At 64.7% G+C, this 23,524-nt stretch carries 22 protein-coding genes; 14 read left to right on the top strand and 8 right to left on the bottom strand.

Translation table 11 applies throughout. The features are described 5' to 3' along the window. The first annotated feature begins 12 nt into the window (after positions 1-12). The 5 genes from iscA (at position 13) to iscX (ending at position 3,624) form a co-directional block, all read left to right on the top strand. On the top strand, positions 13-336 hold the full coding sequence (gene iscA, locus C0Z18_RS01360; RefSeq protein WP_102643550.1) for an iron-sulfur cluster assembly protein IscA: 324 nt from the start codon (positions 13-15) through the stop codon (positions 334-336). Between the two features lie 145 nt (positions 337-481). After that, positions 482-1,009, top strand: a complete 528-nt coding sequence (hscB, locus tag C0Z18_RS01355; RefSeq protein WP_102643549.1) for a Fe-S protein assembly co-chaperone HscB — start codon at positions 482-484, stop codon at positions 1,007-1,009. A gap of 83 nt (positions 1,010-1,092) precedes the next feature. Beyond that, the gene (gene hscA / locus C0Z18_RS01350) at positions 1,093-2,958 is read left to right on the top strand and encodes a Fe-S protein assembly chaperone HscA (protein ID WP_102643548.1); all 1,866 of its coding nucleotides are present in this window, start codon (positions 1,093-1,095) and stop codon (positions 2,956-2,958) included. Between the two features lie 80 nt (positions 2,959-3,038). Next, positions 3,039-3,380 (top strand): ISC system 2Fe-2S type ferredoxin, encoded by a 342-nt coding sequence (fdx, locus tag C0Z18_RS01345; RefSeq protein ID WP_102643547.1) that lies wholly within the window; start codon positions 3,039-3,041, stop codon positions 3,378-3,380. A 46-nt stretch (positions 3,381-3,426) separates the two neighbouring features. Further along, a complete protein-coding gene (iscX, locus tag C0Z18_RS01340) occupies positions 3,427-3,624 on the top strand; it encodes a Fe-S cluster assembly protein IscX (RefSeq protein WP_102643546.1) in 198 nt (65 codons plus the stop codon). Positions 3,625-3,763: 139 nt separating this feature from the next. Here iscX and C0Z18_RS01335 read toward each other — a convergent pair whose 3' ends face one another. The 5 genes from C0Z18_RS01335 to C0Z18_RS01315 form a co-directional block, all read right to left on the bottom strand. Beyond that, positions 3,764-4,522 carry an outer membrane lipoprotein gene (locus tag C0Z18_RS01335; protein ID WP_102643545.1) on the bottom strand — a complete coding sequence of 253 codons (759 nt, stop codon included), beginning with the start codon at positions 4,520-4,522 and terminating at the stop codon, positions 3,764-3,766. 259 nt (positions 4,523-4,781) lie between these two features. Continuing rightward, a complete protein-coding gene (lysS, locus tag C0Z18_RS01330) occupies positions 4,782-6,308 on the bottom strand; it encodes a lysine--tRNA ligase (protein WP_102643544.1) in 1,527 nt (508 codons plus the stop codon). Between the two features lie 17 nt (positions 6,309-6,325). Continuing rightward, positions 6,326-7,430 (bottom strand): peptide chain release factor 2 gene (gene prfB, locus C0Z18_RS01325; protein WP_102643543.1). Its coding sequence is split into 2 segments (ribosomal slippage): positions 6,326-7,348 and positions 7,350-7,430, totalling 1,104 coding nucleotides; the frame shifts between segments, so codons are not numbered across the junction. 105 nt (positions 7,431-7,535) lie between these two features. Continuing rightward, positions 7,536-9,239, bottom strand: a complete 1,704-nt coding sequence (recJ, locus tag C0Z18_RS01320) for a single-stranded-DNA-specific exonuclease RecJ (protein WP_102643542.1) — start codon at positions 9,237-9,239, stop codon at positions 7,536-7,538. 79 nt (positions 9,240-9,318) lie between these two features. Next, positions 9,319-10,398: a regulator gene (locus C0Z18_RS01315; RefSeq protein ID WP_102643541.1), complete on the bottom strand. Its 1,080-nt coding sequence runs from the start codon at positions 10,396-10,398 to the stop codon at positions 9,319-9,321. 129 nt (positions 10,399-10,527) lie between these two features. On the opposite strand from C0Z18_RS01315, the gene C0Z18_RS01310 reads away from it, so the two are divergent. The 9 genes from C0Z18_RS01310 (at position 10,528) to ftsB (ending at position 21,352) form a co-directional block, all read left to right on the top strand. Next, the gene (locus tag C0Z18_RS01310) at positions 10,528-11,781 is read left to right on the top strand and encodes a lipoprotein-releasing ABC transporter permease subunit (protein WP_102643540.1); all 1,254 of its coding nucleotides are present in this window, start codon (positions 10,528-10,530) and stop codon (positions 11,779-11,781) included. Continuing rightward, on the top strand, positions 11,774-12,559 hold the full coding sequence (locus C0Z18_RS01305; RefSeq protein ID WP_233216798.1) for an ABC transporter ATP-binding protein: 786 nt from the start codon (positions 11,774-11,776) through the stop codon (positions 12,557-12,559). Before C0Z18_RS01310 ends, C0Z18_RS01305 begins: the two co-directional genes overlap by 8 nt. A gap of 22 nt (positions 12,560-12,581) precedes the next feature. Next, positions 12,582-13,370: a TatD family hydrolase gene (locus C0Z18_RS01300; RefSeq protein WP_102643539.1), complete on the top strand. Its 789-nt coding sequence runs from the start codon at positions 12,582-12,584 to the stop codon at positions 13,368-13,370. 94 nt (positions 13,371-13,464) lie between these two features. After that, on the top strand, positions 13,465-16,002 hold the full coding sequence (locus tag C0Z18_RS01295; protein WP_102643538.1) for a DNA internalization-related competence protein ComEC/Rec2: 2,538 nt from the start codon (positions 13,465-13,467) through the stop codon (positions 16,000-16,002). A 29-nt stretch (positions 16,003-16,031) separates the two neighbouring features. Continuing rightward, entirely contained in the window at positions 16,032-16,835 is an 804-nt protein-coding gene (locus C0Z18_RS01290) for an alpha/beta fold hydrolase (RefSeq protein WP_102643537.1), read from the top strand. 118 nt (positions 16,836-16,953) lie between these two features. After that, the gene (locus tag C0Z18_RS01285) at positions 16,954-18,612 is read left to right on the top strand and encodes a CTP synthase (protein ID WP_102643536.1); all 1,659 of its coding nucleotides are present in this window, start codon (positions 16,954-16,956) and stop codon (positions 18,610-18,612) included. Next, entirely contained in the window at positions 18,609-19,463 is an 855-nt protein-coding gene (kdsA, locus tag C0Z18_RS01280) for a 3-deoxy-8-phosphooctulonate synthase (protein ID WP_102643535.1), read from the top strand. Before C0Z18_RS01285 ends, kdsA begins: the two co-directional genes overlap by 4 nt. 49 nt (positions 19,464-19,512) lie before the next feature. Further along, entirely contained in the window at positions 19,513-20,796 is a 1,284-nt protein-coding gene (eno, locus tag C0Z18_RS01275) for a phosphopyruvate hydratase (protein ID WP_102611888.1), read from the top strand. A gap of 106 nt (positions 20,797-20,902) precedes the next feature. Next, positions 20,903-21,352, top strand: coding sequence for a cell division protein FtsB (ftsB, locus tag C0Z18_RS01270; RefSeq protein ID WP_102643534.1), 450 nt, complete (start codon positions 20,903-20,905; stop codon positions 21,350-21,352). A 74-nt stretch (positions 21,353-21,426) separates the two neighbouring features. Here ftsB and C0Z18_RS01265 read toward each other — a convergent pair whose 3' ends face one another. The 3 genes from C0Z18_RS01265 to C0Z18_RS01255 form a co-directional block, all read right to left on the bottom strand. Beyond that, positions 21,427-21,771 carry a hypothetical protein gene (locus C0Z18_RS01265; protein WP_102643685.1) on the bottom strand — a complete coding sequence of 115 codons (345 nt, stop codon included), beginning with the start codon at positions 21,769-21,771 and terminating at the stop codon, positions 21,427-21,429. Between the two features lie 142 nt (positions 21,772-21,913). Further along, entirely contained in the window at positions 21,914-22,864 is a 951-nt protein-coding gene (hslO, locus tag C0Z18_RS01260) for an Hsp33 family molecular chaperone HslO (protein WP_102643533.1), read from the bottom strand. A gap of 58 nt (positions 22,865-22,922) precedes the next feature. Beyond that, positions 22,923-23,447 carry a gamma carbonic anhydrase family protein gene (locus C0Z18_RS01255; RefSeq protein ID WP_102643684.1) on the bottom strand — a complete coding sequence of 175 codons (525 nt, stop codon included), beginning with the start codon at positions 23,445-23,447 and terminating at the stop codon, positions 22,923-22,925. Positions 23,448-23,524 lie beyond the last annotated feature (77 nt).

The raw sequence follows: 23,524 nt of genomic DNA, 5'->3' as shown, positions 1-23,524 counted from the left end.
CGCACCCGCATCATGGCGATCACTTTGACCGAAAAAGCCGCGGCGCACGTGCAGAAGTACCTTGTCCGTCGCGGCAAGGGACTCGGCCTGCGCCTGGGCGTACGCACGACGGGATGCTCCGGGCTTGCTTACAAGCTCGAGTACGTGGATGAACTCGAACCGGAAGATCAGGTGTTCGAGTGCAACGGCGTGAAAGTCGTCGTCGATCCGAAGAGCCTCGCCTATATCGACGGCACCGAACTCGACTTCGCGCGCGAAGGGTTGAACGAAGGCTTCAAGTTCAACAATCCGAACGTGAAGGACGAATGCGGTTGCGGCGAGTCGTTCCGCGTATGACGCACCCGTGCCCCGCGCTCGGGCGAGAAGGCGGCGGTGGCCGCCTTTTTGTTTCTAGGCGGCGCGCGTAGTACCGCGCCGCGGCGTGCTTGCCGGCAGGCCGCGCGCGATACGCTTTTTCGGCGATTGACTCCCGATAGACCCCATGTCCTCGATCCAAGACAGCCATTTCGACCTGTTCCATCTGCCCGCGCGTTTTACGCTCGACTTGCAGGCGCTGGAAGATGCCTATCGGACCGTGCAGGCCCAAGTTCACCCCGATCGCTTCGCCGCCGCCGGCGAGGCGCAAAAGCGCGTCGCGATGCAGTGGGCCACGCGCGCGAACGAGGCTTACCAGACGTTGCGCGATCCGCTCAAGCGGGCCACCTACCTGCTTTCGCTGCGTGCGATCGACGTGGGCGCCGCCGAGAACACGGCCATGGAGCCCGCGTTCTTGATGCAGCAGATGGAGTGGCGCGAACGGGTGGAGGATGCGGCCGATGCGCGCAACGTCAGCGAGTTGATGGCCTTGCAGGGCGAGTTGCGCGAGGACGAGCGCGTGCGCTTCGAGCGGCTCGCGGTGCTGCTCGATACGGGCGCCGATCAACCGGCCGCCGAGGCCGTGCGGCAGTTGATGTTTCTCGAGCGCCTCGCCGGCGAGATCGCGCACCAAATCGAGCGGCTCGAACATTGAGACTGAGCGCGCCGAGTTCGCGCCCGCAGGATAATAGAGTTCTCGCCGCAATGGCGACGATGAACGAACCCATATAGATCAGAATGGCCTTACTGCAAATCTCCGAACCCGGCATGGCGCCCGCGCCGCATCAACGGCGCCTCGCCGTCGGCATCGATCTCGGTACGACGAATTCGCTCGTCGCCGCCGTCCGCAATAGCGTCCCGGAGGCGCTGCCTGATGAGGAAGGCCGTGTCCTGCTGCCCTCCGTCGTGCGTTATCTGGAACGCGGCGGCCGGCGCATCGGCCATCTGGCGAAAGCGCAGGCCGTGCTCGATCCGCGCAACACGATCGTGTCGGTCAAGCGCTTCATGGGCCGGGGCAAGAGCGAGGTCGAGGGAGCGGAGAACGCGCCGTACGAGTTCATCGACGCGCCGGGCATGGTGCAGATTCGTACGATCGACGGCGTGAAAAGCCCCGTGGAAGTGTCGGCCGAGATCCTCGCCACGCTGCGGCAACGCGCCGAGGATTCGCTCGGCGATGAACTCGTCGGCGCCGTCATTACCGTGCCGGCCTACTTCGACGAAGCGCAGCGTCAAGCCACCAAGGACGCGGCCCGGCTGGCCGGTCTGAACGTCTTGCGTCTGCTCAACGAGCCGACCGCGGCAGCCATCGCCTACGGGCTCGATCAAGGCGCCGAAGGGCTGTACGCCGTCTACGATCTCGGCGGCGGTACGTTCGATTTATCGATTCTGAAGCTGACCAAGGGTGTGTTCGAAGTCCTGGCGGCGGGCGGCGATTCCGCGCTCGGCGGCGACGATTTCGACCACGTTCTGTACCGTCACGTCTTGGCCGAGGCGGGCCTTGCGCCGCAAGGGCTCGCGCCCGAGGACGTGCGTCTGCTGCTCGATCGTGTGCGCTCGGCGAAAGAGGCATTGTCGGCGGCGCCGCAAGTGACGGTCGAGGCGACGCTGTCCGACGGCACGCCGATCGCCGTGGAAGTGACGCAGGCTCGGTTCGCGCAGCTCGTGCATTCGCTCGTCGAACGCACGCTCGTGCCGACCAAGAAAGCATTGCGCGATGCGAAGATCGCCGCGAGCGACGTGAAAGGCGTCGTGCTCGTCGGCGGCGCCACGCGTATGCCGGTGATACGCGAGGCTGTCGAAGCGTTTTTCGGACAACCGCCGTTGACCAATCTGGACCCGGATCAAGTCGTCGCGCTCGGTGCGGCGATTCAGGCCGATCTGCTCGCGGGTAATCGCACCGGCGACGATTGGCTGCTCCTCGACGTGATTCCGCTGTCGCTCGGTGTCGAGACGATGGGGGGGCTCGTCGAAAAAATCATTCCGCGTAACTCGACGATTCCCGTCGCCCGCGCGCAAGAGTTCACGACGTTCAAGGACGGCCAGACGGCCATCGCCATTCATGTCGTCCAGGGCGAGCGCGAACTCGTTTCCGACTGCCGCTCGCTGGCGCGCTTCGAGCTGCGCGGCATTCCGCCGATGACGGCCGGGGCGGCGCGCATTCGTGTGACGTACCAAGTCGATGCCGACGGCTTGCTGTCGGTGTTCGCCCGCGAGCAGCATTCGGGCGTCGAGGCGTCGGTCGTCGTCAAACCCTCGTATGGTTTGGCCGATGACGACATCGCTCGCATGCTCGAAGATAGTTTCCGCACGGCGGAGGTCGATATGCGCGCCCGGGCGTTGCGCGAGGCGCAGGTCGAAGCCGAGCGTTTGATCGAAGCGACGCAGGCGGCACTGGCGGCCGATGGCGAATTGCTCGCCGACGACGAGCGCGCGCAGGTCGAGCAAGCCCTCGGGCGCTTGCGAGAAACGGCGCAGGGTTCGGACGCCGATGCGATCGAGGCGGCAACGAAGTCGCTCGCCGCCGAGACCGACGAGTTCGCCGCGAGGCGCATGGATAAGAGCATCCGCCAGGCACTGACAGGCCGCAAGCTCGACGAAATCTAACGGGCGGCGTGCCGCTCTACAATGACAGGCGAGCGTCGGCGCTCGCCGCCCCGCACCATATAGTCAGAACGGAATTCCCTATGCCTCAAATCGTTGTCCTGCCCCACGTCGAACTGTGCCCGGAGGGGGCGGTGTTCGAGGCCGCGCCGGGTGAAAGCATTTGCGATGCGCTGCTCGAGCACGGTATCGAGATCGAGCACGCATGCGAAAAGTCTTGCGCTTGCACCACATGTCATGTGATCGTGCGTGAAGGTTTCGAAGCGCTCGAGCCGTCGGAGGAGGACGAAGACGATCTGCTCGACAAGGCCTGGGGGCTCGAGCCTACGTCGCGGCTGTCGTGCCAAGCGCGCGTGCCGCAAGATAAGGATCTCGTCGTGGAGATCCCGCGCTACACGATCAACCACGCGAAAGAGAATCACTAGCCGTTACGATGGTCAGTGTCATTAAGACTTTAAAGGAGGAGCAGCCATGAAGTGGACCGACGTACAAGAAATCGCAATGGCCCTCACCGACAAACACCCCGAGATCGACCCGCAATTGATTCGCTTCACCGATCTGCATCGGTGGGTCATGGAGCTCGACGGCTTCAACGACGACCCCGATCGATCGAGCGAAAAAATCTTGGAAGCGATCCAATTGGCTTGGATCGAAGACGCTGCCGAGTGAAGCGTCGAGCGCGGTGGGCGACTAGCCGTCGCGCATCGGCGTAAAAAAAGGCGACCCCGTTCATCATGACCGGGTCGCCTTTTTTACGTCCGCCGATTGTCCGCAGCCGGCGGCGTGGCGCGATGACGGGGCGTTTGCGCTAGCCCGCTACGAGCGTGCCGCGCTCGACATGCACGCGCTCGCCTTGTTGGAACGGCGGTGCTTGGCGATACGTGAAGTAGCGCAAGTGGCCGTTTTCCATGCGTACCCGGACTTGATAATCCGTGTCGCTGCGCAAGTGTTTTTCCACCGAATTGCCGGCGAAACCGCCGCCGACGGCACCCAGCACGGTCATGGCCGCGCGGCCCGTCCCCCGGCCGAACTGATTGCCGAGCAAGCCGCCGGCCACGGCGCCGCCGACGGCGCCGATGCCCGTGCCGTGCCCTTCATGACGAACCGTCACGATCGATTCGACGGTGCCGCAACTCGCGCAATACGCCGACTGACCGCTCGGCTGTTGCGGCTGTGCATACGGTTGCGATTGCTGCGCATAGGGTTGTTGGGCGAGCTGTTGCCCCGCCGGCGCGCTCGGGCTTGGCGGCTGCTGCGCGTAGGAGGGCTGGCCGGGCTGGCTCGAGTAAGGTACCTGCCCCGGCGCACGTTGCACGGCTTGGGCCTGCGCGGGCTCGTTACCCGGCTGTTGCTGGTTCGTTGCGGGGGCCGGGGCCGCGGTATCGACGACGGGCTGCGATCCGACTTGCGCGGTTTGCGATTGATCGTTCTGAACGCTGGAACTCGACGCCTTCGGGAACACGCCGGTGATGGCGGCGGTGGCGGCGAGACTTGCGACGATGACGGTGCCCGCGGCGACCGCGATGAGCGGATGTAGGCGGCGGGGCGATGTGGTCGGGTTATTCATGGTGTACCTCCGTCCGAATTGAAAGAGGCCCTTTGCTTGTGTATGACGACAGCGATAGTGTCCGTCATCGCACGGACCCCGTCGTTTCAATTTGTAACGCCGCCGTCGAGCGTGAAGCGGGGGCCGGATGCGGCGGCTCGGCGCGATGCGGCACGCGCGGCGCTTTACGAGGGCCGGATCGAAAGTAAAAAAGCCGTCGGCAGCGCGGCTGCGGACGGCTTTTACCGATCGTTACAAACTCGTGATCGCGATTGCCTCGTCAGTCCTCGCGACGAAGGTGCGGGAACAGGATCACGTCACGGATGCTCGGGCTATCCGTGAGCAGCATGACGAGACGGTCGATGCCGATGCCGCAGCCGCCCGTCGGGGGCATGCCGTATTCGAGCGCACGGATGTAATCGGCGTCGTAATACATGGCTTCTTCATCGCCGGCATCCTTCTGCTCGACTTGTTTCTTGAAGCGCGCGGCCTGGTCTTCCGGGTCGTTCAACTCCGAGAAGCCGTTGGCGATTTCGCGGCCCGTGATGAACAACTCGAAGCGCTCGGTGATGCCTTCGACCGAATCCGAGGCGCGGGCGAGCGGCGATACCTCGACCGGGTAGTCGATGATGTAGGTCGGCTCCCAGAGCTGCGATTCGGCCGTTTCCTCGAACAGCGCCAATTGCAGCGCCCCGATGCCCGCGTTCAGGAACGTGGGCTGCGTCGTGTCGACGCCGAAACGCTTCAGTTCGGTACGCAAGAATGCGGCGTCGGCCAGTTGCGCGTCGGTGTAGTCGGGCGCGTACTTGCGGATCGCCTGCGTGATCGTCAGGCGATGGAACTGCTTGGACAGATCGAGCTCGCGGCCCTGGTAGACGATGTTCGCCGTGCCGAGCGAATCGATCGCCGCTTGGCGAATCAACTGCTCGACGAAATCCATGAGCCACGTGTAGTTCGTGTACGCGGCGTAGAACTCCATCATCGTGAACTCGGGGTTGTGCCGCGGCGACACGCCCTCGTTACGGAAGTTGCGGTTGATTTCGAAGACGCGTTCGAAGCCGCCGACGATCAAACGCTTCAAATAGAGCTCGGGCGCGATGCGCAGGAACATCTGCATATCGAGCGCGTTGTGATGCGTCGTGAACGGCTTGGCTGCCGCGCCGCCCGGGATCGGGTGAAGCATCGGCGTTTCGACTTCCATGAACTCGGCGTCCGACATGAACTTGCGGATCGACGAAATGGCCTTCGTGCGGGCGACGAACGTATTGCGCGCCTCGGGCGTGACGATCAGGTCGACGTAGCGTTGACGGTAGCGCGTCTCTTGATCCGAGAGGCCGTGGAACTTGTCGGGCAGGGGACGCAGCGATTTCGACAGCAGGCGCAGCTCCGTGCAACGAACCGACAGCTCGCCCTTGTTCGTGCGAAAGAGCACGCCGCGAGCCGCGACGATGTCGCCGAGGTCCCATTTCTTGAAGGCTTCGTAGGTCTGCTCGCCGACGTCGGCCGGCGTGACGAAAAATTGAATCTGGCCCGAGCCGTCGCGCACGGTGGCGAAACTGGCCTTGCCCATCACGCGCTTGAGCATCATGCGGCCCGCGATGGAGACGGTCAGCGCCGTGGCTTCGAGCGCTTCCTTGTCCGTCTGCTCGTACTGCGATTGCAGCTCGCCAGCGTGATGCGTCGGGCGGAAATCGTTCGGGTAGGCGATGCCCGCGTCGCGCAGCGCGCGCAGCTTCTCGCGCCGCTCGGCGATGATCTTGTTCTCGTCGACGGCTGCGTCGACGGTGGGGAGAGTCGATTCGGTCATGGGTGTATCCGCTGCGCTCAAACGCCTTGCTTCAGGCTAGCGCTGATGAATTCGTCGAGGTCGCCATCGAGCACGGCCTTCGTGTTGCTGATTTCGACGTTGGTGCGCAAATCTTTCACACGGCTCTGATCGAGCACGTACGAACGGATTTGATGGCCCCAGCCCACGTCGGTCTTGCTCGATTCGAGCTTGTCTTGCTCGGCTTGACGCTTGCGCATCTCGGCTTCGTACAAGCGCGATTTCAGCATCGCCATCGCTTCGGCGCGGTTGCGGTGCTGAGAGCGATCGTTCTGGCACTGCACGACGATACCCGAGGGCATGTGCGTGATCCGCACGGCCGAGTCGGTCTTGTTGATGTGCTGGCCGCCGGCGCCAGACGCGCGATAGGTGTCGATACGCAAGTCGGCCGGATTGATGTCGACTTCGATCGAATCGTCGATTTCCGGGTAGACGAACACCGACGAGAACGACGTATGCCGGCCGCCCGACGAATCGAACGGCGACTTGCGCACGAGGCGGTGAATGCCCGTTTCCGTGCGTAAAAAGCCGTACGCATATTCGCCTTCGACCTTGATCGTCGCGTTCTTGATGCCCGCGACGTCGCCTTCCGACTCTTCGAGCACTTCCGTCTTGAAGCCCTTGCGCTCGCAATAGCGCAGGTACTGCCGCAGCAGCATCGACGCCCAATCGCATGCTTCGGTGCCGCCGGCACCGGCTTGGATGTCGATGAACGCATTGTTCGGATCGGCCGGGTTCGCGAACATCCGGCGAAATTCCAGATCGGCGACGCGCGCCTCGATCTTTTGCGCATCTTCCTCGCAGGCGACGAGCGTATCGTCGTCGCCTTCCTCACGCGCCATGTCGAACAGATCCTGCGCATCGCGCAGGTCCGCATCGAGGGCGGAGAGGGTCAGAACGACGCCTTCGAGCGTTTTCTTTTCCCGGCCGAGGGCCTGGGCATGCTTCGAGTCGTTCCAGACGTTCGGATCTTCGAGTTCCTTGTTGACTTCCGCTAGGCGCGCAAATTTGGCGTCGTAGTCAAAGATACCCCCGTAGCTCGCCCGCGCGTCGGCGCAGGTCTGCCAGAGAGCCTTCGATCGCGTTCAGGCGTTCGGCTTCCATGTCGATCTTTTTGCTTCGTAAAAAGGAGAAATTATAGCCGATCGGCGGGCGGCTACGACCGCCCGCCACGGCTCCCGGCTCGGCCGGCGCGGTTCGGCAGGCCGCTTACGCGCTGACCGCGTGCTCGACGATCATCTGCACCCGCACGACGCCGTTCCAGCTATCGGCCGCGAGCCGGTAGGCGACGCGCGCTCGCGCGGGCAGCGTCTCCGTATGGTTGAACCAGATGGCCTGGAAGCGTTGGCGGCCGCGCGCCAACTGCAGCTTCAAATGCTTGTCCTTCACGAGCGCCTGCGAAACGACGTCGAACTCGCCCGAGAAAGTCGGCGCGGGAAAGCCCTGGCCCCAGACGGCGGCGTCGATCATTTCGACGATTTGCGGCGTGAAATACGCTTCCTCCAACTCGCCGTCCGTTACGACGACGCGGGCGAGGGCGTCCTCGTCCAACGCGTCACGGGCGACCGCCTCGAACGCGGCCGCGAAGCGCGGCACGTCACGCGCGGCCAGCGTCACGCCCGCCGCCATCGCATGACCACCGAACTTGGCGAGCAGATCGGGCTCGCGTTTGGCCATCAGATCGAGGGCGTCGCGCAGATGAAATCCCGGGATCGAGCGGCCGGAACCCTTGACGAGTTCTCCCTTATCGTCCGCGAGCGCGAACGTGAATGCCGGCCGGTGATATTTTTCCTTGAGGCGGCCCGCGACGATGCCGATCACGCCTTGGTGCCAGCTTTCGTTGAATAGTGTGATCGTCGCACGGCCATCGGGATCGAGCGTGGCGATTTCTTCGAGCGCCTGCTGTTGCATACCGGCTTCGATTTCGCGCCGCTCGCGGTTCATGGCGTCGAGTTGTTGCGCGAGCTCCCAGGCGCGGCCGACGTCGTCCGTGGTTAGGCACTCGATCCCGAGCGACATGTCCGAGAGCCGCCCCGCGGCGTTCAAGCGCGGCCCCAGTGCGAAGCCGAGGTCGAAGCCCGAGGCGTTGCGCGCATCGCGCCCGGCCGCGCGGAAGAGAGCGGCGATGCCCGGCTGCATGCGGCCGCGGCGAATACGCGTGAGCCCTTGCGCCACCAGCACGCGATTGTTGCCGTCGAGCTTGACGACGTCGGCAACGGTGCCGAGCGCGACGAGATCGAGCAAGCCGTCGAGCCGAGGCTCGGCCGGGCCGCCCGCGGCGAACGCGCCGCTCTCGCGCAGCCGCGCCCGTAGCGCGAGCAGCACGTAAAACATGACGCCCACCCCGGCGATGCACTTGCTCGGAAAGGCGCAGCCCGGTTGGTTCGGATTGACGATCGCCCGCGCGGCGGGCAGCGTCTCGCCGGGCAAGTGGTGATCCGTCACGAGCACGTCGATGCCGCGTGCGTTGGCCGCGGCCACGCCGTCCACGCTGGCGATGCCGTTGTCCACCGTGATCAAGAGATCGGGCTTACGGCTCGCCGCCAGCTCGACGATCTCGGGCGTGAGGCCATAGCCGTATTCGAATCGGTTCGGCACGAGATAGTCGACGTGCGCGCCGAACATCCGCAGGCCCCGCACGGCAACCGCGCAAGCCGTTGCGCCGTCGCAATCGTAATCGGCCACGACGAGCATGCGTTTTCTTTGCGCGATCGCATCGGCTAGCAACGCGGCCGCCTCGTCCGTCCCCTTCAGTTCGACGGGCGGCACGAGCCGGGTGAGGGCGGTTTCGATCTCATCGGGCAGCCGTACGCCGCGGGCGGCATAAAGACGAGCCAAAATCGGGTGCAGGCCGTGGCGGATCAGCGCGGCTTCATCGGCGGGCGAACACGGGCGGTTGACGATTCGAGTCATGCAGGCAAAGTCGGAAGGAGGGGCGCTCGGTGCCGGGCCGCGCGTGGCGGCGTCCGGCCGTACAGCGAGGCGGGCGGCGTCATTCGAGAAGCGACGCGAGCACGCGCCGGCGCCAAAACTTGCGCAGGTCGCCTCGCGTTGCCGCGAGCGTAATCGAGCCGGTGTCGCTCGCCAACGTCAAGGTTAGTGCGCCGAGGGTACCCGCGTCGAGCGCGGCGAGCGCGGGCGCGAACCACTCGTCCTCGAGCCGGTCGAGCACCGCTTGCCACGCTGCCCAGTCCTGGGCGATGAACGGCGCCGCGAACGGGTTCAATTCGACGAGGGTCGTACCGGCGCCGAGCGGCGGCATGGTCTTGAACGAGCCCGGGGCGGCGGCATTTTCGACGGCGGCGGCCAGCGCGAGCCCGCGCGTGGCGGGTGCATCGGAGAGCACCCGGGCGAACGGGCTGCGCACCGCTTGCTCGGTGCCTTGCGCGTGCAGCCAGATCGAATTGACGGCAGGCAAGCCGCGCGCCTCCCGCGCCTCGTTGACGGGGTGTTCGAACCATCCCATCTGCACTTCGTTTTGCAGCTTCATCCACATGCGCGAGCGTTGCCCTGAATGCGCATCGTGGGGCAGCCAGATCTCGATGCTGCGGCCGCTCGCGCGCAGCGGCGAAGCGCCCGCGAGCTTGCCGAGTACGTCGCCCGAGAGGTACCAGCGGCGGGCGCTGGGCGCCTCGATGCGCACCCCCAATTCCTCGATCAACGGCTTGGCCACGGCAAGCAGCGCGCCGGCGTCCTGCTCTGACAGATCGAGCGCCGACGGATCGATCAGCACGAGATGGTCGTGCGCAATGCGTACGTGCACGGGTTCGACGCAGGCCCACTCGGCGGTGCCGGGCGTGCCGCCGTCGGCGAGTAGCATATAGGGCGCGAGCGGCGCTTCGTCGGCCGCGTTCGAGGCAACGGCGCCGAATTGACGGGCGACCCATCGCTCGTGGGGCAACGTGCGCTGGAAGTCCTCGCCGGCCACGCGCTCGACGAGCGTGGCGCGCGCCAGCAGTTTGTCGAGCGCCGGGCTGCGCAATTCGTGCAGCGCGCTGGAGGCATCGGCCGCCGCGGGCAGCGCGAACGGCAACAGGAGATGAAGACGGTTGGGATGCATGATGGTGCGCATTGTATGGCAAACTGCGCGCTTGATCGGCGCCGCGCTCGCGCGGCACGCGCATTGCGAGCCGGTCGGCGCGCCGCTTACCCGGCGGTGCGTGTGTTGGCTGCGGTGGCTGCAAAAAATTGAAGGATTCGCTTGAAACTCCCTTACGAATGGCAAATCGGCTGGCGCTATACGCGCGCCGGCAAGCGCACGACAGGCAACGGCTTCATTTCTTTCATCGCCCTCGTGTCGATGTCGGGTATCGCACTCGGTGTCGCGGCGCTGATCGTCGTGCTTTCCGTCATGAACGGTTTTCAGAAAGAAGTGCGCGACCGCATGCTCTCGGTGCTTGCGCACGTCGAGATCTTTTCGCCGACCGGCTCGATGCCCGATTGGCAGCGCACCGCCTTCGAGGCGCGCCGCAATCCCGCCGTGATCGGCGCGGCCCCTTACGTCGACGCCCAAGCGCTGCTGACGCGTCAGGACGCCGTGAGCGGTGTGGCGCTGCGCGGGGTCGAGCCTTCGCTCGAACCGCAGGTATCGGACATCGGCAAGGATATGAAAGCCGGCCGCTTGACGGATCTGATGCCAGGGCAGTTCAACATCGTGCTCGGGGCCGATTTGGCGGCTAATCTCGGCGTGGCGGTCGGCGACAAGATCACGCTCGTCGCACCCGAGGGTTCGCTCACGCCGGCCGGCATGTTGCCGCGCTTGAAGCAGTTCAACGTGAGCGGGGTGTTCCAATCGGGCCACTACGAATACGACAGCTCGCTGGCGCTCATCAACATCCATGATGCCGAGGTGCTGTTTCGCACCGCCGCGCCCACGGGCGTGAGACTGAGGCTCAAGGATATGCAAGAGGCGCCGCGCGTCGCGCGCGAACTCTCGCATACGCTCTCGGGCGATCTTTACATTCGCGACTGGACGCAGCAGAACAAGACCTGGTTCTCGGCCGTCAAGATCGAAAAGCGCATGATGTTCGTGATCCTGACGCTGATCATTGCCGTGGCCGCGTTCAATCTCGTTTCGTCGCTCGTGATGACCGTGACGAACAAGCAGGCCGATATCGCGATCCTACGCACGCTCGGTGCGCAGCCCGGCTCGATCATGAAGATCTTTTTCGTGCAGGGGATCACGATCGGCTTCGTGGGAACGGCCTCGGGCGTCGCGCTCGGTTGCCTGATCGCCTGGAGCATTCCGTGGCTCGTGCCGATGATCGAACATCTGCTCGGCGTGCAGTTCTTGCCGCCGTCGGTCTATTTCATCAGCGAGCTGCCCTCGGAGCTCGTCCCGGCCGACGTGGCGAGGATCGGCGTCATCGCATTCGTCTTGTCGGCCCTGGCTACGCTGTACCCGAGCTGGCGCGGCGCGAAGGTGCGTCCGGCGGAGGCATTGCGCTATGAGTAACGAATTCATGATCGACCAGCGACGCGCCGCATCGAGCACGCCGCAATCCGGACAATCCGGCCAATCGCCGCAATCGCCGCAATCGTCGCAATATGTCTTGGAGGCGCACGCCATCTCGAAGGCGTTCGTACAAGGCGGGCTCAACGTACCGGTGCTCAGCGGCGCCGACCTTTGCGTGCGGCGCGGCGAGAAGCTGGCGATCGTCGGTGCGTCGGGCTCCGGCAAGAGCACGCTGTTGCACGTACTGGGCGGCCTCGACGAGCCGAGCGCCGGCAGGGTGTCCATCTTGGGGCGGCCGTTCACGGAACTGGGCGAACGCGAGCGCAACGATCTGCGCAACCGCGCGCTCGGCTTCGTTTATCAGTTTCATCATTTGCTTGCCGAATTCAGCGCGCTGGACAACGTCGCGATGCCGTTGCGCATTCGCCGCCTCGCCCCCGAGGCAGCGCGCCGCGAAGCGCTCGCGATGCTCGAGCGCGTGGGTCTAGCGCACCGCGCGAAGCATCGGCCGGGCGAGCTTTCGGGCGGCGAGCGGCAGCGCGTGGCGATCGCGCGTGCGCTCGTGACGAAGCCCGCTTGCGTGCTGGCCGACGAGCCCACCGGCAATCTCGACGGCGCCACAGCCGACAACGTCTTCAATCTCATGCTCGAGCTCTCCGCCACGCTGGAGACGAGCTTCGTCATCGTCACGCACGACGTGGACTTGGCCGCACGTTGCGATCGGATCATGCGATTGCGCGACGGGCTTCTCCACGAAGAGCCGTCCGTGCCCGTCTAACCCGCCCGCCGCGATAGCCGCCATGTGGATCGATACGCACTGTCATCTGGACGCCGGCGAGTTCGACGGCGATCGTGAAGCGGTCGCACTGGCGGCGCAGGCGAGCGGTGTCGCGCGCATCGTCATTCCGGCGGTGTCGCGCGAGAATTTCTCGGTCGTGCGCGCGCTCGCGCATCGGACGGCGGGCGGCGTCTACGCACTCGGCATTCATCCGCTGTTTACCCGGCACGCGAACGAGGCCGATCTCGATATATTGCGTAGCGAGATCGAGGCGAGTTTGTCCGATTCGCGTTTCGTCGGCATCGGAGAAATCGGCCTCGACTACTTCGTGCCGGATCTCGACGATACCCGCCAGCGTTATTTCTACGATGCGCAACTGAAGCTGGCGCGCGAGTTCGAATTGCCCGTTATTTGCCACGTGCGCAAGTCGCAGGATCTCGTGCTCAAAGGCTTGCGCCGGTACGCGGTCAAAGGCGGCATCGCGCACGCGTTCAACGGCAGCTTTCAGCAAGCGGGCGCGTTTATCGATCAAGGTATGCGGCTCGGTTTCGGCGGCAATGTGACGTTCGAGCGTTCGCGGCAAATCCGGCGGCTCGCCGCGCAACTGCCGCTCGAGGCGATCGTCGTGGAAACCGATGCGCCCGATATTTCCCCCTCCTGGCTCTATAAGCAGCGCAACACGCCCGATCAAGTACCGCGCATCGGCGCAGTGATCGCCGAATTGCGCGACATGGCGATCGATGAGCTTGCGGTAGGCACAATGGCCAACGCTCATGGTGCGTTGCCCCGTCTCGCGCTCGCTTGCGCATAATCGACCTTCGTTCGCGCCGTTCGATGCATTGAACCCCGGGCCGCGGCTCACGGGGCGATTTCGCATGCCGGCGCGTTGATCGAAGGGGAGGCAAATGCGGGCGATGCTGATCGGATTCGCGCTCGGCATCATGGGGCTGCAGCAGTGCGCGGCATTGCCGGGGCAGGGGCAATGGATCGTGCTCGGCGCGTCGCTCGCTGCCGCGTTGGGAGCGGCCCGGTATGCGTGGGGGCGGTCGGGATCGCGCTTGATGGGCGCCGCGCTCTTCGCTGCCGCCGTCATCGCAGGTTACGGCTACGCCGCGATGCGCGCCGAACTGCGGATCGCCGAAGCGCTGCCGAGTGCCTGGGAATTGCGTGATCTCACGCTGAGCGGGCACGTACGTGGTCTGCCGGTGCAGGGCGCTGGGAGCACGCGATTCTCGTTCGTCCTCGATGCGCACGACCTCGACGACGTTCGGCGCGCGACGGGCATCGAACGCTTTCCGTCGATGGTGCAACTCAGTTGGGCCCGCGCCGGTGCGCGCGACGTGCCGCTATTGAAGCCGGGCGACCGATGGCGCCTCACGGTCCGCCTCAAACGCCCTCATGGTTACGCGAACTTCGGCGGCTACGACGCCGAGGCCGCATGGCTCGCGCGCGGTATTCGCGCAACGGGCTACGTCGTGGCGAGCGCCGGCACGCGGAGGCTGCCGGACGCCGCAGGCGGCGGCGCGGCCATCGACCGCCTGCGCTTCGCGTTGCGTGAGCGGGTGGCGCAGACGCTCGCGGATGCCCCGCATCGCGGTATGGTAACGGCGCTCGCCATCGGCGCGCAGGACATGATCGCCGAAGCCGATCGCGTTGCATTGCGCCGCACGGGAACGAGCCATTTGGTCGCGGTTTCGGGATTGCATATCGGGTTCGTCGCGGGGCTTTGCGCCGCGCTCGCAGCATGGGTCTGGCGCCGCTCGTGCGGATTGGGCGCGATGCTCGCCCGTCGCGGCGCGCGAGAATGGCCGCTGCTCGTGCCCACGCCGATCGTCGCGGCCGTGGCTGCCGCGGCCAGCGCGGCGGGCTATGCCGCGCTGGCCGGATTCAACGTGCCGGCGCAGCGCGCGCTTTGGATGCTCGTCGTCGTGAACGCGGCGTTTTTGCTGGGGCGGGGCGTCGCCTTCTCTCTCGTGTTGGCATGGGCGGCGGCGCTCGTGCTCGCCGTCGATCCATGGGCGGTGACGGCGGCCGGGTTCTGGTTGTCGTTCGGCGCGGTAGCGTGCATCGCGTTCGCCATGCGGGGCCGGCTGCGCCTGCGCGAGCAAGAGCAGGGGATCGACGACGCCTGCGAATCCGCCCGTGCGACGGACCCGGCTTGGCCGCTGGCGCTCGCGCGCTCGGATCGGGGCGCGCGAGCGTCGTGGCGCCGCCGTCTCGCGACCGTGCGCCGACGAGGCGGCGAAGCGGCTCGCGCGCAATGGGCCGTGACGATCGGTTTGGCGCCGCTGACGGCGTTTTGGTTCTCGCAAGTCTCGCTGGCCGGCCCGCTCGCCAACGCGGTGGCGGTGCCGTGGGTCGGCGTGTTCGTCGTGCCGGTCATCCTGGTCGCGTTGGCGCTGCCCGCGCCGCTCGATGCGCTCGCCTACGAGCTTGCGCATACGCTCTTGGTGCCGCTGATGCGGCTGTTGACCGCGCTTGCGCAAGCGTCGTGGGCCGAGGTGTATCCGCCGCAGCCGTCGCTTTGGGCACTCGCATCGGCACTCGCCGGCGTCGCGCTTTGTTTGATGCCGCGTGGGTGGCCGTTGCGCTGGGCCGCGCCGCTTGCATGGCTGCCGCTGGCCGTGCCGCCGCCTTCCGGCGTCGAGCAGGGCGCATTTCGGCTCACGGCGCTCGACGTCGGCCAAGGTGCGGCGATCGTCGTCGAGACACAGCGCCGCACTCTGTTGTTCGATGCGGGCACGGGACCCGAATCGACCAACGCGGGCGCGCGTATCGTCGTGCCCTATCTGCGCGCGGATGGCGTCGCTCGGCTCGATGCGCTGATGGTGAGCCATGGCGACGCCGACCATGCGGGCGGCGTACCCGCGGTGCTCGACTCCTCGGAGGTCGCGCAAGTGGTGGGAGCATTGCCGGGCCGGCACCGTGTGTGGGACAAGGCCCGCGAGGCACGCGCCGGGCACCTGCGGTGCGCGGCGGGCCAGCGCTGGCATTGGGACGGCGTGGATTTCGAGGTGCTCTGGCCCGATCCGGGCCCGCTGCCGCGGCGCTCGAACGAGCAATCGTGCGTGCTGAAGATCAGCGCCCCGGGCATGAGCGCGTTGCTGACGGGCGACATCGGCGCGCCCACCGAGCGCGTGTTGGTACGCCGCGCGCCCGAGGCGCTGCGCGCGGACGTATTGCTTGTCGCCCATCACGGGAGCAAGACTTCGTCGACCGAGCCTTTCCTCGACTCGGTCGATCCGCGCGTGGCCGTATTTCAGGTAGGCTATCGCAATCGCTTTCGCCATCCCCATCCGGGCGTCTGGTCTCGCTTTCAGGCGCGCGGCATCGCGCTTGCGCGGACCGATCGCGACGGCGCGGTGCGGATTGCATCGAGCAACGGCCGGCTGATGCTCGAGCGCTACCGAACGTCGCACGCCCGCTATTGGATGGGCCGATAAAAGACCAACGAACCTGGAGGCGGCGACGCTTGAAAGACATCATCCACTTTTCGCATGCGAACGGTTTTCCGGCGTCGATCTACCGGACGATGTTCGCCGAACTCTCCGATGATTACGAGCTTCGCTACATCGAGCGAATCGGCCACGATCCCCATTATCCGGTCACGAGCGATTGGCCGCATCTCGTCGAGGAATTGCTGGCCGATATCGGCCGGCGCTATGAGCGTCCCGTGTGGCTCGTCGGCCATTCGCTGGGCGGGTATCTGTCGCTGATGGCCGCGCTCAAGCATCCGCAATGGGTACGCGGGGTCGTCATGCTCGACTCGCCGGTCATCGCCGGCTGGCGCGCGAACGTGCTGCGTTTCACACAATGGACGGGGCTCGACGAGCGGCTCTCTCCGGCGGCGGCCACGCGCAAGCGGCGCACCCACTGGGCGAGCCGCGAAGAGGCGTGGCGCCATTTTCATGCGAAGAGCGCCTTCGCCCGTTGGGACGAGCGCGTGTTGTCCGATTACATCGATTTCGGCATTCCGCCATGCTCGCCGGACGGCAAACGCACACTCGCGTTCGATCGGGACATCGAATACCGGATTTACCGGACATTGCCCCGGACGCTCGGCCCGCGGCTTGCGCACGGCGCGCCGGTGCCGCTCGGCTTTATAGCGGGCACCCATTCGAAGGAAATTCGCCAGGTCGGGCTCGACGCGACGCAGCGTGCCGCGCGCGGCCGTATCGAATGGATGGAGGGTAGCCATTTGTTCCCGATGGAGCGTCCGATCGAGACGGCGCGAGCGTTGCAACGGATGCTGCGGGCGCTGCGCGAGGCGCAGTAGGGCAGCGGGTGCTCAACGTGCAAGCGGGCTCGGAACTGTGTTCTCGGGACAACGCACGTGTGTTCCAACTGAGGGCGGACCCTAAGGTATAATCCGTTTTTCCCGCGAGCATCCAGCGATGACCAAATTTGTTTTCGTCACCGGCGGCGTAGTGTCGTCCCTCGGCAAGGGCATTGCCGCCGCTTCTCTCGCCGCGATCCTCGAATCGCGCGGTCTGAAAGTCACCCTCCTCAAACTCGATCCCTACATCAACGTCGATCCCGGCACGATGAGCCCGTTCCAACACGGGGAAGTATTCGTGACCGAAGACGGCGCGGAGACGGATCTGGACCTCGGCCACTACGAGCGGTTCATCAGTACGAAGATGCGCCGCGCGAACAACTTCACGACCGGGCAGATCTACGAATCGGTGATCCGCAAGGAGCGCCGGGGCGATTACCTCGGCAAGACGGTGCAGGTGATTCCGCACATCACGAACGAGATCCAGGCGTTTATCGAGCGCGGCGCGGCATCGGCCACGTGCGGCGAGCCCGACGTGGCGATCGTCGAAATCGGCGGGACGGTGGGCGACATCGAATCGTTGCCGTTCCTCGAGGCTGCGCGCCAAATGAGCTTGCGCCTGGGCCGCAATAGCGCCTGCTTCGTGCACCTCACGCTCGTGCCGTTCATCGCGACGGCCGGCGAGCTCAAGACCAAGCCGACCCAGCACAGCGTGCAAAAGCTGCGCGAGATCGGGATCTTGCCGCACGTGCTGCTGTGCCGTGCCGATCGACCGATTCCGGACGACGAGCGCAAGAAGATCTCGATGTTCTCGAACGTGCCCGAAGAAGCCGTCATTTCGGTATGGGACGCCGATAGCATCTATAAGATTCCGCAAATGCTGCACGACCAGGGGCTCGACAGCATTATTTGCGACGAACTGAAGCTTCAACCGAAGCCGGCCGATTTGACGATGTGGTCGTCGATCGTCGACAAGCTCGAGCATCCAAAGCACGAAGTCACGATCGGCATGGTCGGTAAATACGTCGATCTGACCGAATCGTACAAATCGCTGATCGAAGCGCTGCGCCATGCGTCGGTGCATACGTCGACGAAGGTCAATATCGAGTACATCGATTCGGAAGAGATCGAAGCGCAGGGCGTGGATAGCCTCAAGCACCTCGACGCCGTGCTGGTGCCGGGCGGCTTCGGCCGTCGCGGCACGGAAGGCAAGATCGCGGCGATCCGCTATGCGCGTGAAGCGAAAGTGCCGTATCTCGGCATCTGTCTCGGCATGCAATTGGCCGTCATCGAATTCGCCCGTGACGTCGTCGGTCTGCAAGGCGCCAACAGCACGGAGTTCGATGCCGCCACGGCCCACCGCGTCGTTGCGCTGATCACCGAATGGTACGACCGCGAAGGCCGTGTCGAGAAACGTTCGGACGACTCGGATCTCGGCGGCACGATGCGCTTGGGTTCCCAACGTTGCCCGGTCAAGGCCGGCACGCTCGCCGAGGAAATTTACGGCAAGGATGTGAACGAGCGCCATCGCCACCGTTATGAAGTCAATAACCGCTACGTGCCGCAACTCGAATCCGGCGGCCTTATCATCAGCGCGCGCACGCCGAGCGAAGACTTGCCGGAAATGATGGAGCTGCCGCGCAGCATGCATCCCTGGTTCGTCGGCGTGCAGTTCCACCCCGAATTCACGTCGACGCCGCGCGACGGCCATCCGCTGTTCAAGTCGTTCGTCGAAGCGGCACTGGCCTGTCACGAAGCGCGCAAGGAGAAGGCATGAAGCTGTGCGACTTCGAGGTCGGCCTCGATAAGCCGTTTTTTCTGATCGCGGGCACCTGTGTCGTCGAATCCGAGCAAATGACCATCGATACGGCGGGCCGGCTCAAGGAGATTTGCGCCAAGCTCGGCATCCCGTTCATCTACAAATCCTCGTACGACAAGGCCAATCGCAGCTCGGGCAAGTCGTTCCGCGGACTCGGGATGGACGAGGGTCTGCGCATTCTGTCCGAGGTCAAACGCCAGCTGGCGGTGCCCGTCCTGACGGACGTGCACGCCATCGACGAGATCGAGCAAGTCGCTTCGGTCGTCGATGTGCTGCAAACGCCGGCGTTCCTGTGCCGCCAGACCGATTTCATCCATGCTTGCGCGCGCTCGGGCAAGCCCGTGAACATCAAGAAGGGCCAGTTTCTCGCGCCGCACGACATGAAGAACGTGATCGACAAGGCGCGCGATGCGGCGCGTGACGCCGGTCTGTCGGAAGACCGCTTCCTCGCCTGCGAGCGTGGCGTCTCGTTCGGCTACAACAATCTCGTTTCCGATATGCGTTCGCTCGCGATCATGCGCGAGACGGGCGCGCCCGTGGTGTTCGACGCCACCCACTCGGTGCAGTTGCCGGGCGGGCAGGGTACGAGCTCGGGCGGCCAGCGCGAGTTCGTGCCCGTGCTGTCGCGCGCGGCCGTGGCCGTGGGCGTCGCGGGCCTGTTCATGGAGACGCACCCCGATCCCGCCTGCGCGCTGTCGGACGGCCCCAATGCCGTTCCGCTGCGGCGCATGAGCGACTTGCTGGAGACGCTGGTCGCTTTGGATACCGTCGTGAAACGCACTCCGTTCATCGAGCGCGATTTCAACTGACTGCACCCGTCAAGAAAGAAGAGAAGTCATCGTTATCTAAGAGGAAATCATGAGTGCAATCGTAGATATCATCGGCCGTGAGATTTTGGATTCGCGAGGCAACCCGACCGTCGAATGCGATGTGCTGCTCGAATCGGGCACGATGGGCCGTGCGGCCGTGCCGTCGGGCGCGTCCACGGGCTCGCGCGAAGCGATCGAGTTGCGTGACGGCGAAGCCGGCCGCTATAACGGCAAAGGCGTGCTCAAGGCGGTCGAGCATATCAACACCGAGATTTCCGAAGCGATCATGGGGCTCGACGCATCGGAGCAAGCGTTCCTCGACAAGACGCTGCTCGAGCTCGACGGTACCGACAACAAGTCGCGCCTGGGCGCGAACGCGATGCTGGCCGTGTCGATGGCGGTTGCGAAGGCTGCCGCCGAAGAAGCAGGCCTGCCGCTCTACCGTTACTTCGGCGGTTCGGGCGCGATGCAATTGCCGGTGCCGATGATGAACATCGTCAACGGCGGCGCGCACGCGAACAATAGCCTGGACATTCAAGAGTTCATGATCGTCCCGGTCAGCCAGCCGACGTTCCGCGAAGCGCTGCGTTGCGGCGCGGAAGTGTTCCACGCACTGAAGAAGATTTTGTCCGACCGCGGCATGAGCACGGCGGTGGGCGACGAAGGCGGCTTCGCACCGAACTTCGGCAGCAACGCCGAATGCCTGTCGGCGATCCTGCAAGCGATCGAGAAGGCTGGCTACCGCGCCGGTGAAGACGTGCTGCTCGCGCTCGATTGCGCGGCCAGCGAGTTCTACCATGACGGCAAGTACCAGTTGGCGGGCGAAGGCCTGCAACTGTCGTCGGCCGAGTTCACCGATTACCTCGCCACGCTCGCCGACAAATTCCCGATCGTCTCGATCGAGGACGGCATGCACGAAAGCGACTGGGACGGCTGGAAGCTCCTGACCGACAAGCTCGGCAAGAAGATTCAGCTCGTGGGCGACGATCTGTTCGTGACGAACACGCGCATTCTGAAAGAAGGCATCGAGAAGGGCATCGCGAACTCGATCCTGATCAAGATCAACCAAATCGGTACGCTGACGGAAACGTTCGCTGCGATCGAGATGGCCAAGCGCGCCGGCTACACGGCCGTGATTTCGCACCGTTCGGGCGAGACGGAAGACTCGACGATCGCCGATATCGCCGTGGGCCTGAATGCCGGCCAGATCAAGACCGGTTCGCTCTCGCGCAGCGATCGCATCTCGAAGTACAACCAATTGCTGCGTATCGAGGAAGATCTCGGCGATATCGCCAGCTACCCGGGCAAGTCGACGTTCTATAACTTGCGTTGACGCGCTCGCAGCCTAGCTCGTTCGTTTAGCATTGCGCCCCGTGCTCGACCCCCGAGGGGATATCCTTCGGGGCAGCCGGGGCGATTTTGAATCCGCGGCCTTTCGAATGCGCATCGTCACTGTTGTCCTTCTCGCTCTGCTCGCGATGATTCAGTATCCGCTTTGGTGGGGCCACGGCGGATGGTTGAGTGTTCACGAGTTGCGCGGCGAATTGGCGGCCCAGCTACAAAAGAACGCGGACGAAAAACTGCGTAACGAACGGATCGAGGGTGAAGTTCAAGATTTGCAAAACGGCACGGCCGCCGTCGAGGAGCGCGCGCGCTATGAGATGGGGATGGTGAAGGGCGGCGAAGTGTTCGTTCAATTCGTCTCGCCGAACGCCAACTCGAGTGTGCCGGCCACGCTCGTCCCGAGTAATACCTCGACGCGCGGCGAAGTATCGGCCGCACCCGTCAGTGTCGTGCCTAATCCCGTTTCGCGCGAGAAGCCGAAACGCGGGGACAAGAAGCACGCTGCCGAGAAGGCAAAGCACGGTGCCGAACCGAAGCACCGCTAGGGTGTTTTGCGTCGACCGTGGAACGGCGCGCGATCGAAGCGCGCTTGGAGTGCGCCGCGGCTACGGTTTACCGCTCACCACCACCAGCCCGGATAGTAGCCGGGGCTGTAGTAACTCATTCCCCACCCGCTGTTCCATCCGCCATATCCACCGTAATACCCGCCGAACGTAACCGGCGCCGAGTAGTAGCTCGGTGCGTAGTAGCGCACCCATGCATCGGCGGCGATCGCCTCGTTTTGCTCGCGGATCACTTGCTTGTCGATCTCGGCGTAGCGCTTTTGCTCCTCGGGACTGAGCGGGTGGGCGCTTTCGGCCGCGCCGGGCTGGCCGGGCGCGAGACGGCTCAAAATGGGCCCGGGCGGCGGGGCGACGACGCACCCCGACAACGCAAGGACGACGACGGCGCCGGCGGCCCGCATGCCAATGCGATTTGGCGCGAGCGCAAGCGCTGACGCGAACGAGTGAAGCGGACGGAGCGAAGCATTCATAGGGCGAACTCCGGATGCGAACTCATGTGAACTTGGGCGTACCCGACAGAGGCAACGTGTGGGCAGCCAGCGCTCAGTGCCGCTGCGACTGAACCGGTGCGACCCCGGAGGCAACCTCGGTGGCTGCGAACAATTGCGCGACGTCGACAGGATCGAACTCGTAGCGCTGATTGCAGTATTCGCAGTGGATTTCCACTCGGCCTTGTTCGACGATCACGCTGTCGACTTCGCCGCGCCCCAGCAACTTGAGCATCGACCCCACGCGTTCGCGCGAGCAGCTGCATTCGAAGCGCGTGAGCGTCGGTGCGAAGTGCTGCACGTTCTCTTGCCAGAACAGGCGCCGGAACAGCGTTTGCGGTTCTTCCTTGAGCAACTCGTCTTGCGAGAGCGTGCCGCCAAGCACGCAAACGCGCTCCCAGGTATCGGCGTCGTGCTCGCCCGCATGGGGGACGATGCCGCCGTCACCGGGCAGCTTTTGCAGCAGCATGCCGACGGCACGCTCGGTATTGGCCGCGAGCCATAGCCGCGTATCGAGCTGTTCGGAGTGATGCATGTAGTGCTCGAGCACTTGCGCGATCGATGCCAAGGGGCCGTCCATGCCGTTCAGCGGCACGATGCCTTGATACGGCTGTTGGCCTGGCAATTTGTCGTTTGGATCGAGCGTGATCACGCACCGGCCGTGGCCGCTCGCGTTGAGCAATTCGACGAATGACAGGCTTTCGCTGAGCGTCGGATCGAACTCGGTCGAAATCTTTGCCGTCGCACGCATCGTAAGCGACGAGCTGCATTGCACGACGAGCATCTTGATCGGTCCGTCTCCGAAGATCTGCATGATCATCGTGCCGTCGAACTTCAGGTTCGCCGACAGCAGCGCACACGCCGCCATCATCTCGCCGAGAATCTCGCGCACGGCCGTGGGGTATTGCCGGCGTGCGAGTACCTCCTGCCAGGTGTTGCGCAGGGACACGATTTCACCGCGCACGGGCGCGGCGGCGAACAGAAATTTTTGCAGCTGATCGTCCACAACTCATCCTTCAATCATCGATGCCGCCGAAAGATCGGCGGCGAAGCGGCGCCTCGTATCAGCCGATCCGCACGAGCTGTGCCTTGAACAGCTCGCGACGTTCGACATAGCTTTTGGCGCTCTGGGCGAGGCGTTCGACCTCCTCGTCCGTCAATTCACGGGCCACGCGCGCGGGCGCGCCCAGAATCAGCGAACGCTCGGGGAACGTCTTGTTTTCGGTGACGACACTGCCCGCACCGATCAGACAGTTGCGGCCGATCACCGCTCCATTCAAGACCACCGCTTGAATACCCACTAGGGAACCGTCTCCGATCGTGCATCCATGCAGCATGGCTTGGTGTCCGACCGTCACGTCGCGGCCGATCGACAGCGGTCGGCCGGGGTCGGTGTGCAGGACCGCGCCTTCTTGCACGTTGCTGCCGCAGCCGATTGCGATCGGTTCGTTGTCGCCGCGAATGGCGGCGCCGAACCACACGCTCGCGTTTTCCTCGAGCGTTACCTTGCCGACGATCGTGGCGGTATCGGCCACGAAGACGCTTTCATGAATCGTCGGGGCGTGTTCTCCCAGCTTGTAGATCGGCACAATATCTCCTTGGTCGGGCGGGGCTCGGCGGTACAATGCCGCGGCATCGGCCCGGCCACGCGCAGGTGTCGAATCGC

The organism is Trinickia dabaoshanensis (genome assembly GCF_002879885.1).
Classification (GTDB): domain Bacteria; phylum Pseudomonadota; class Gammaproteobacteria; order Burkholderiales; family Burkholderiaceae; genus Trinickia; species Trinickia dabaoshanensis.
This window is presented reverse-complemented; position numbering and strand designations above follow the sequence as displayed.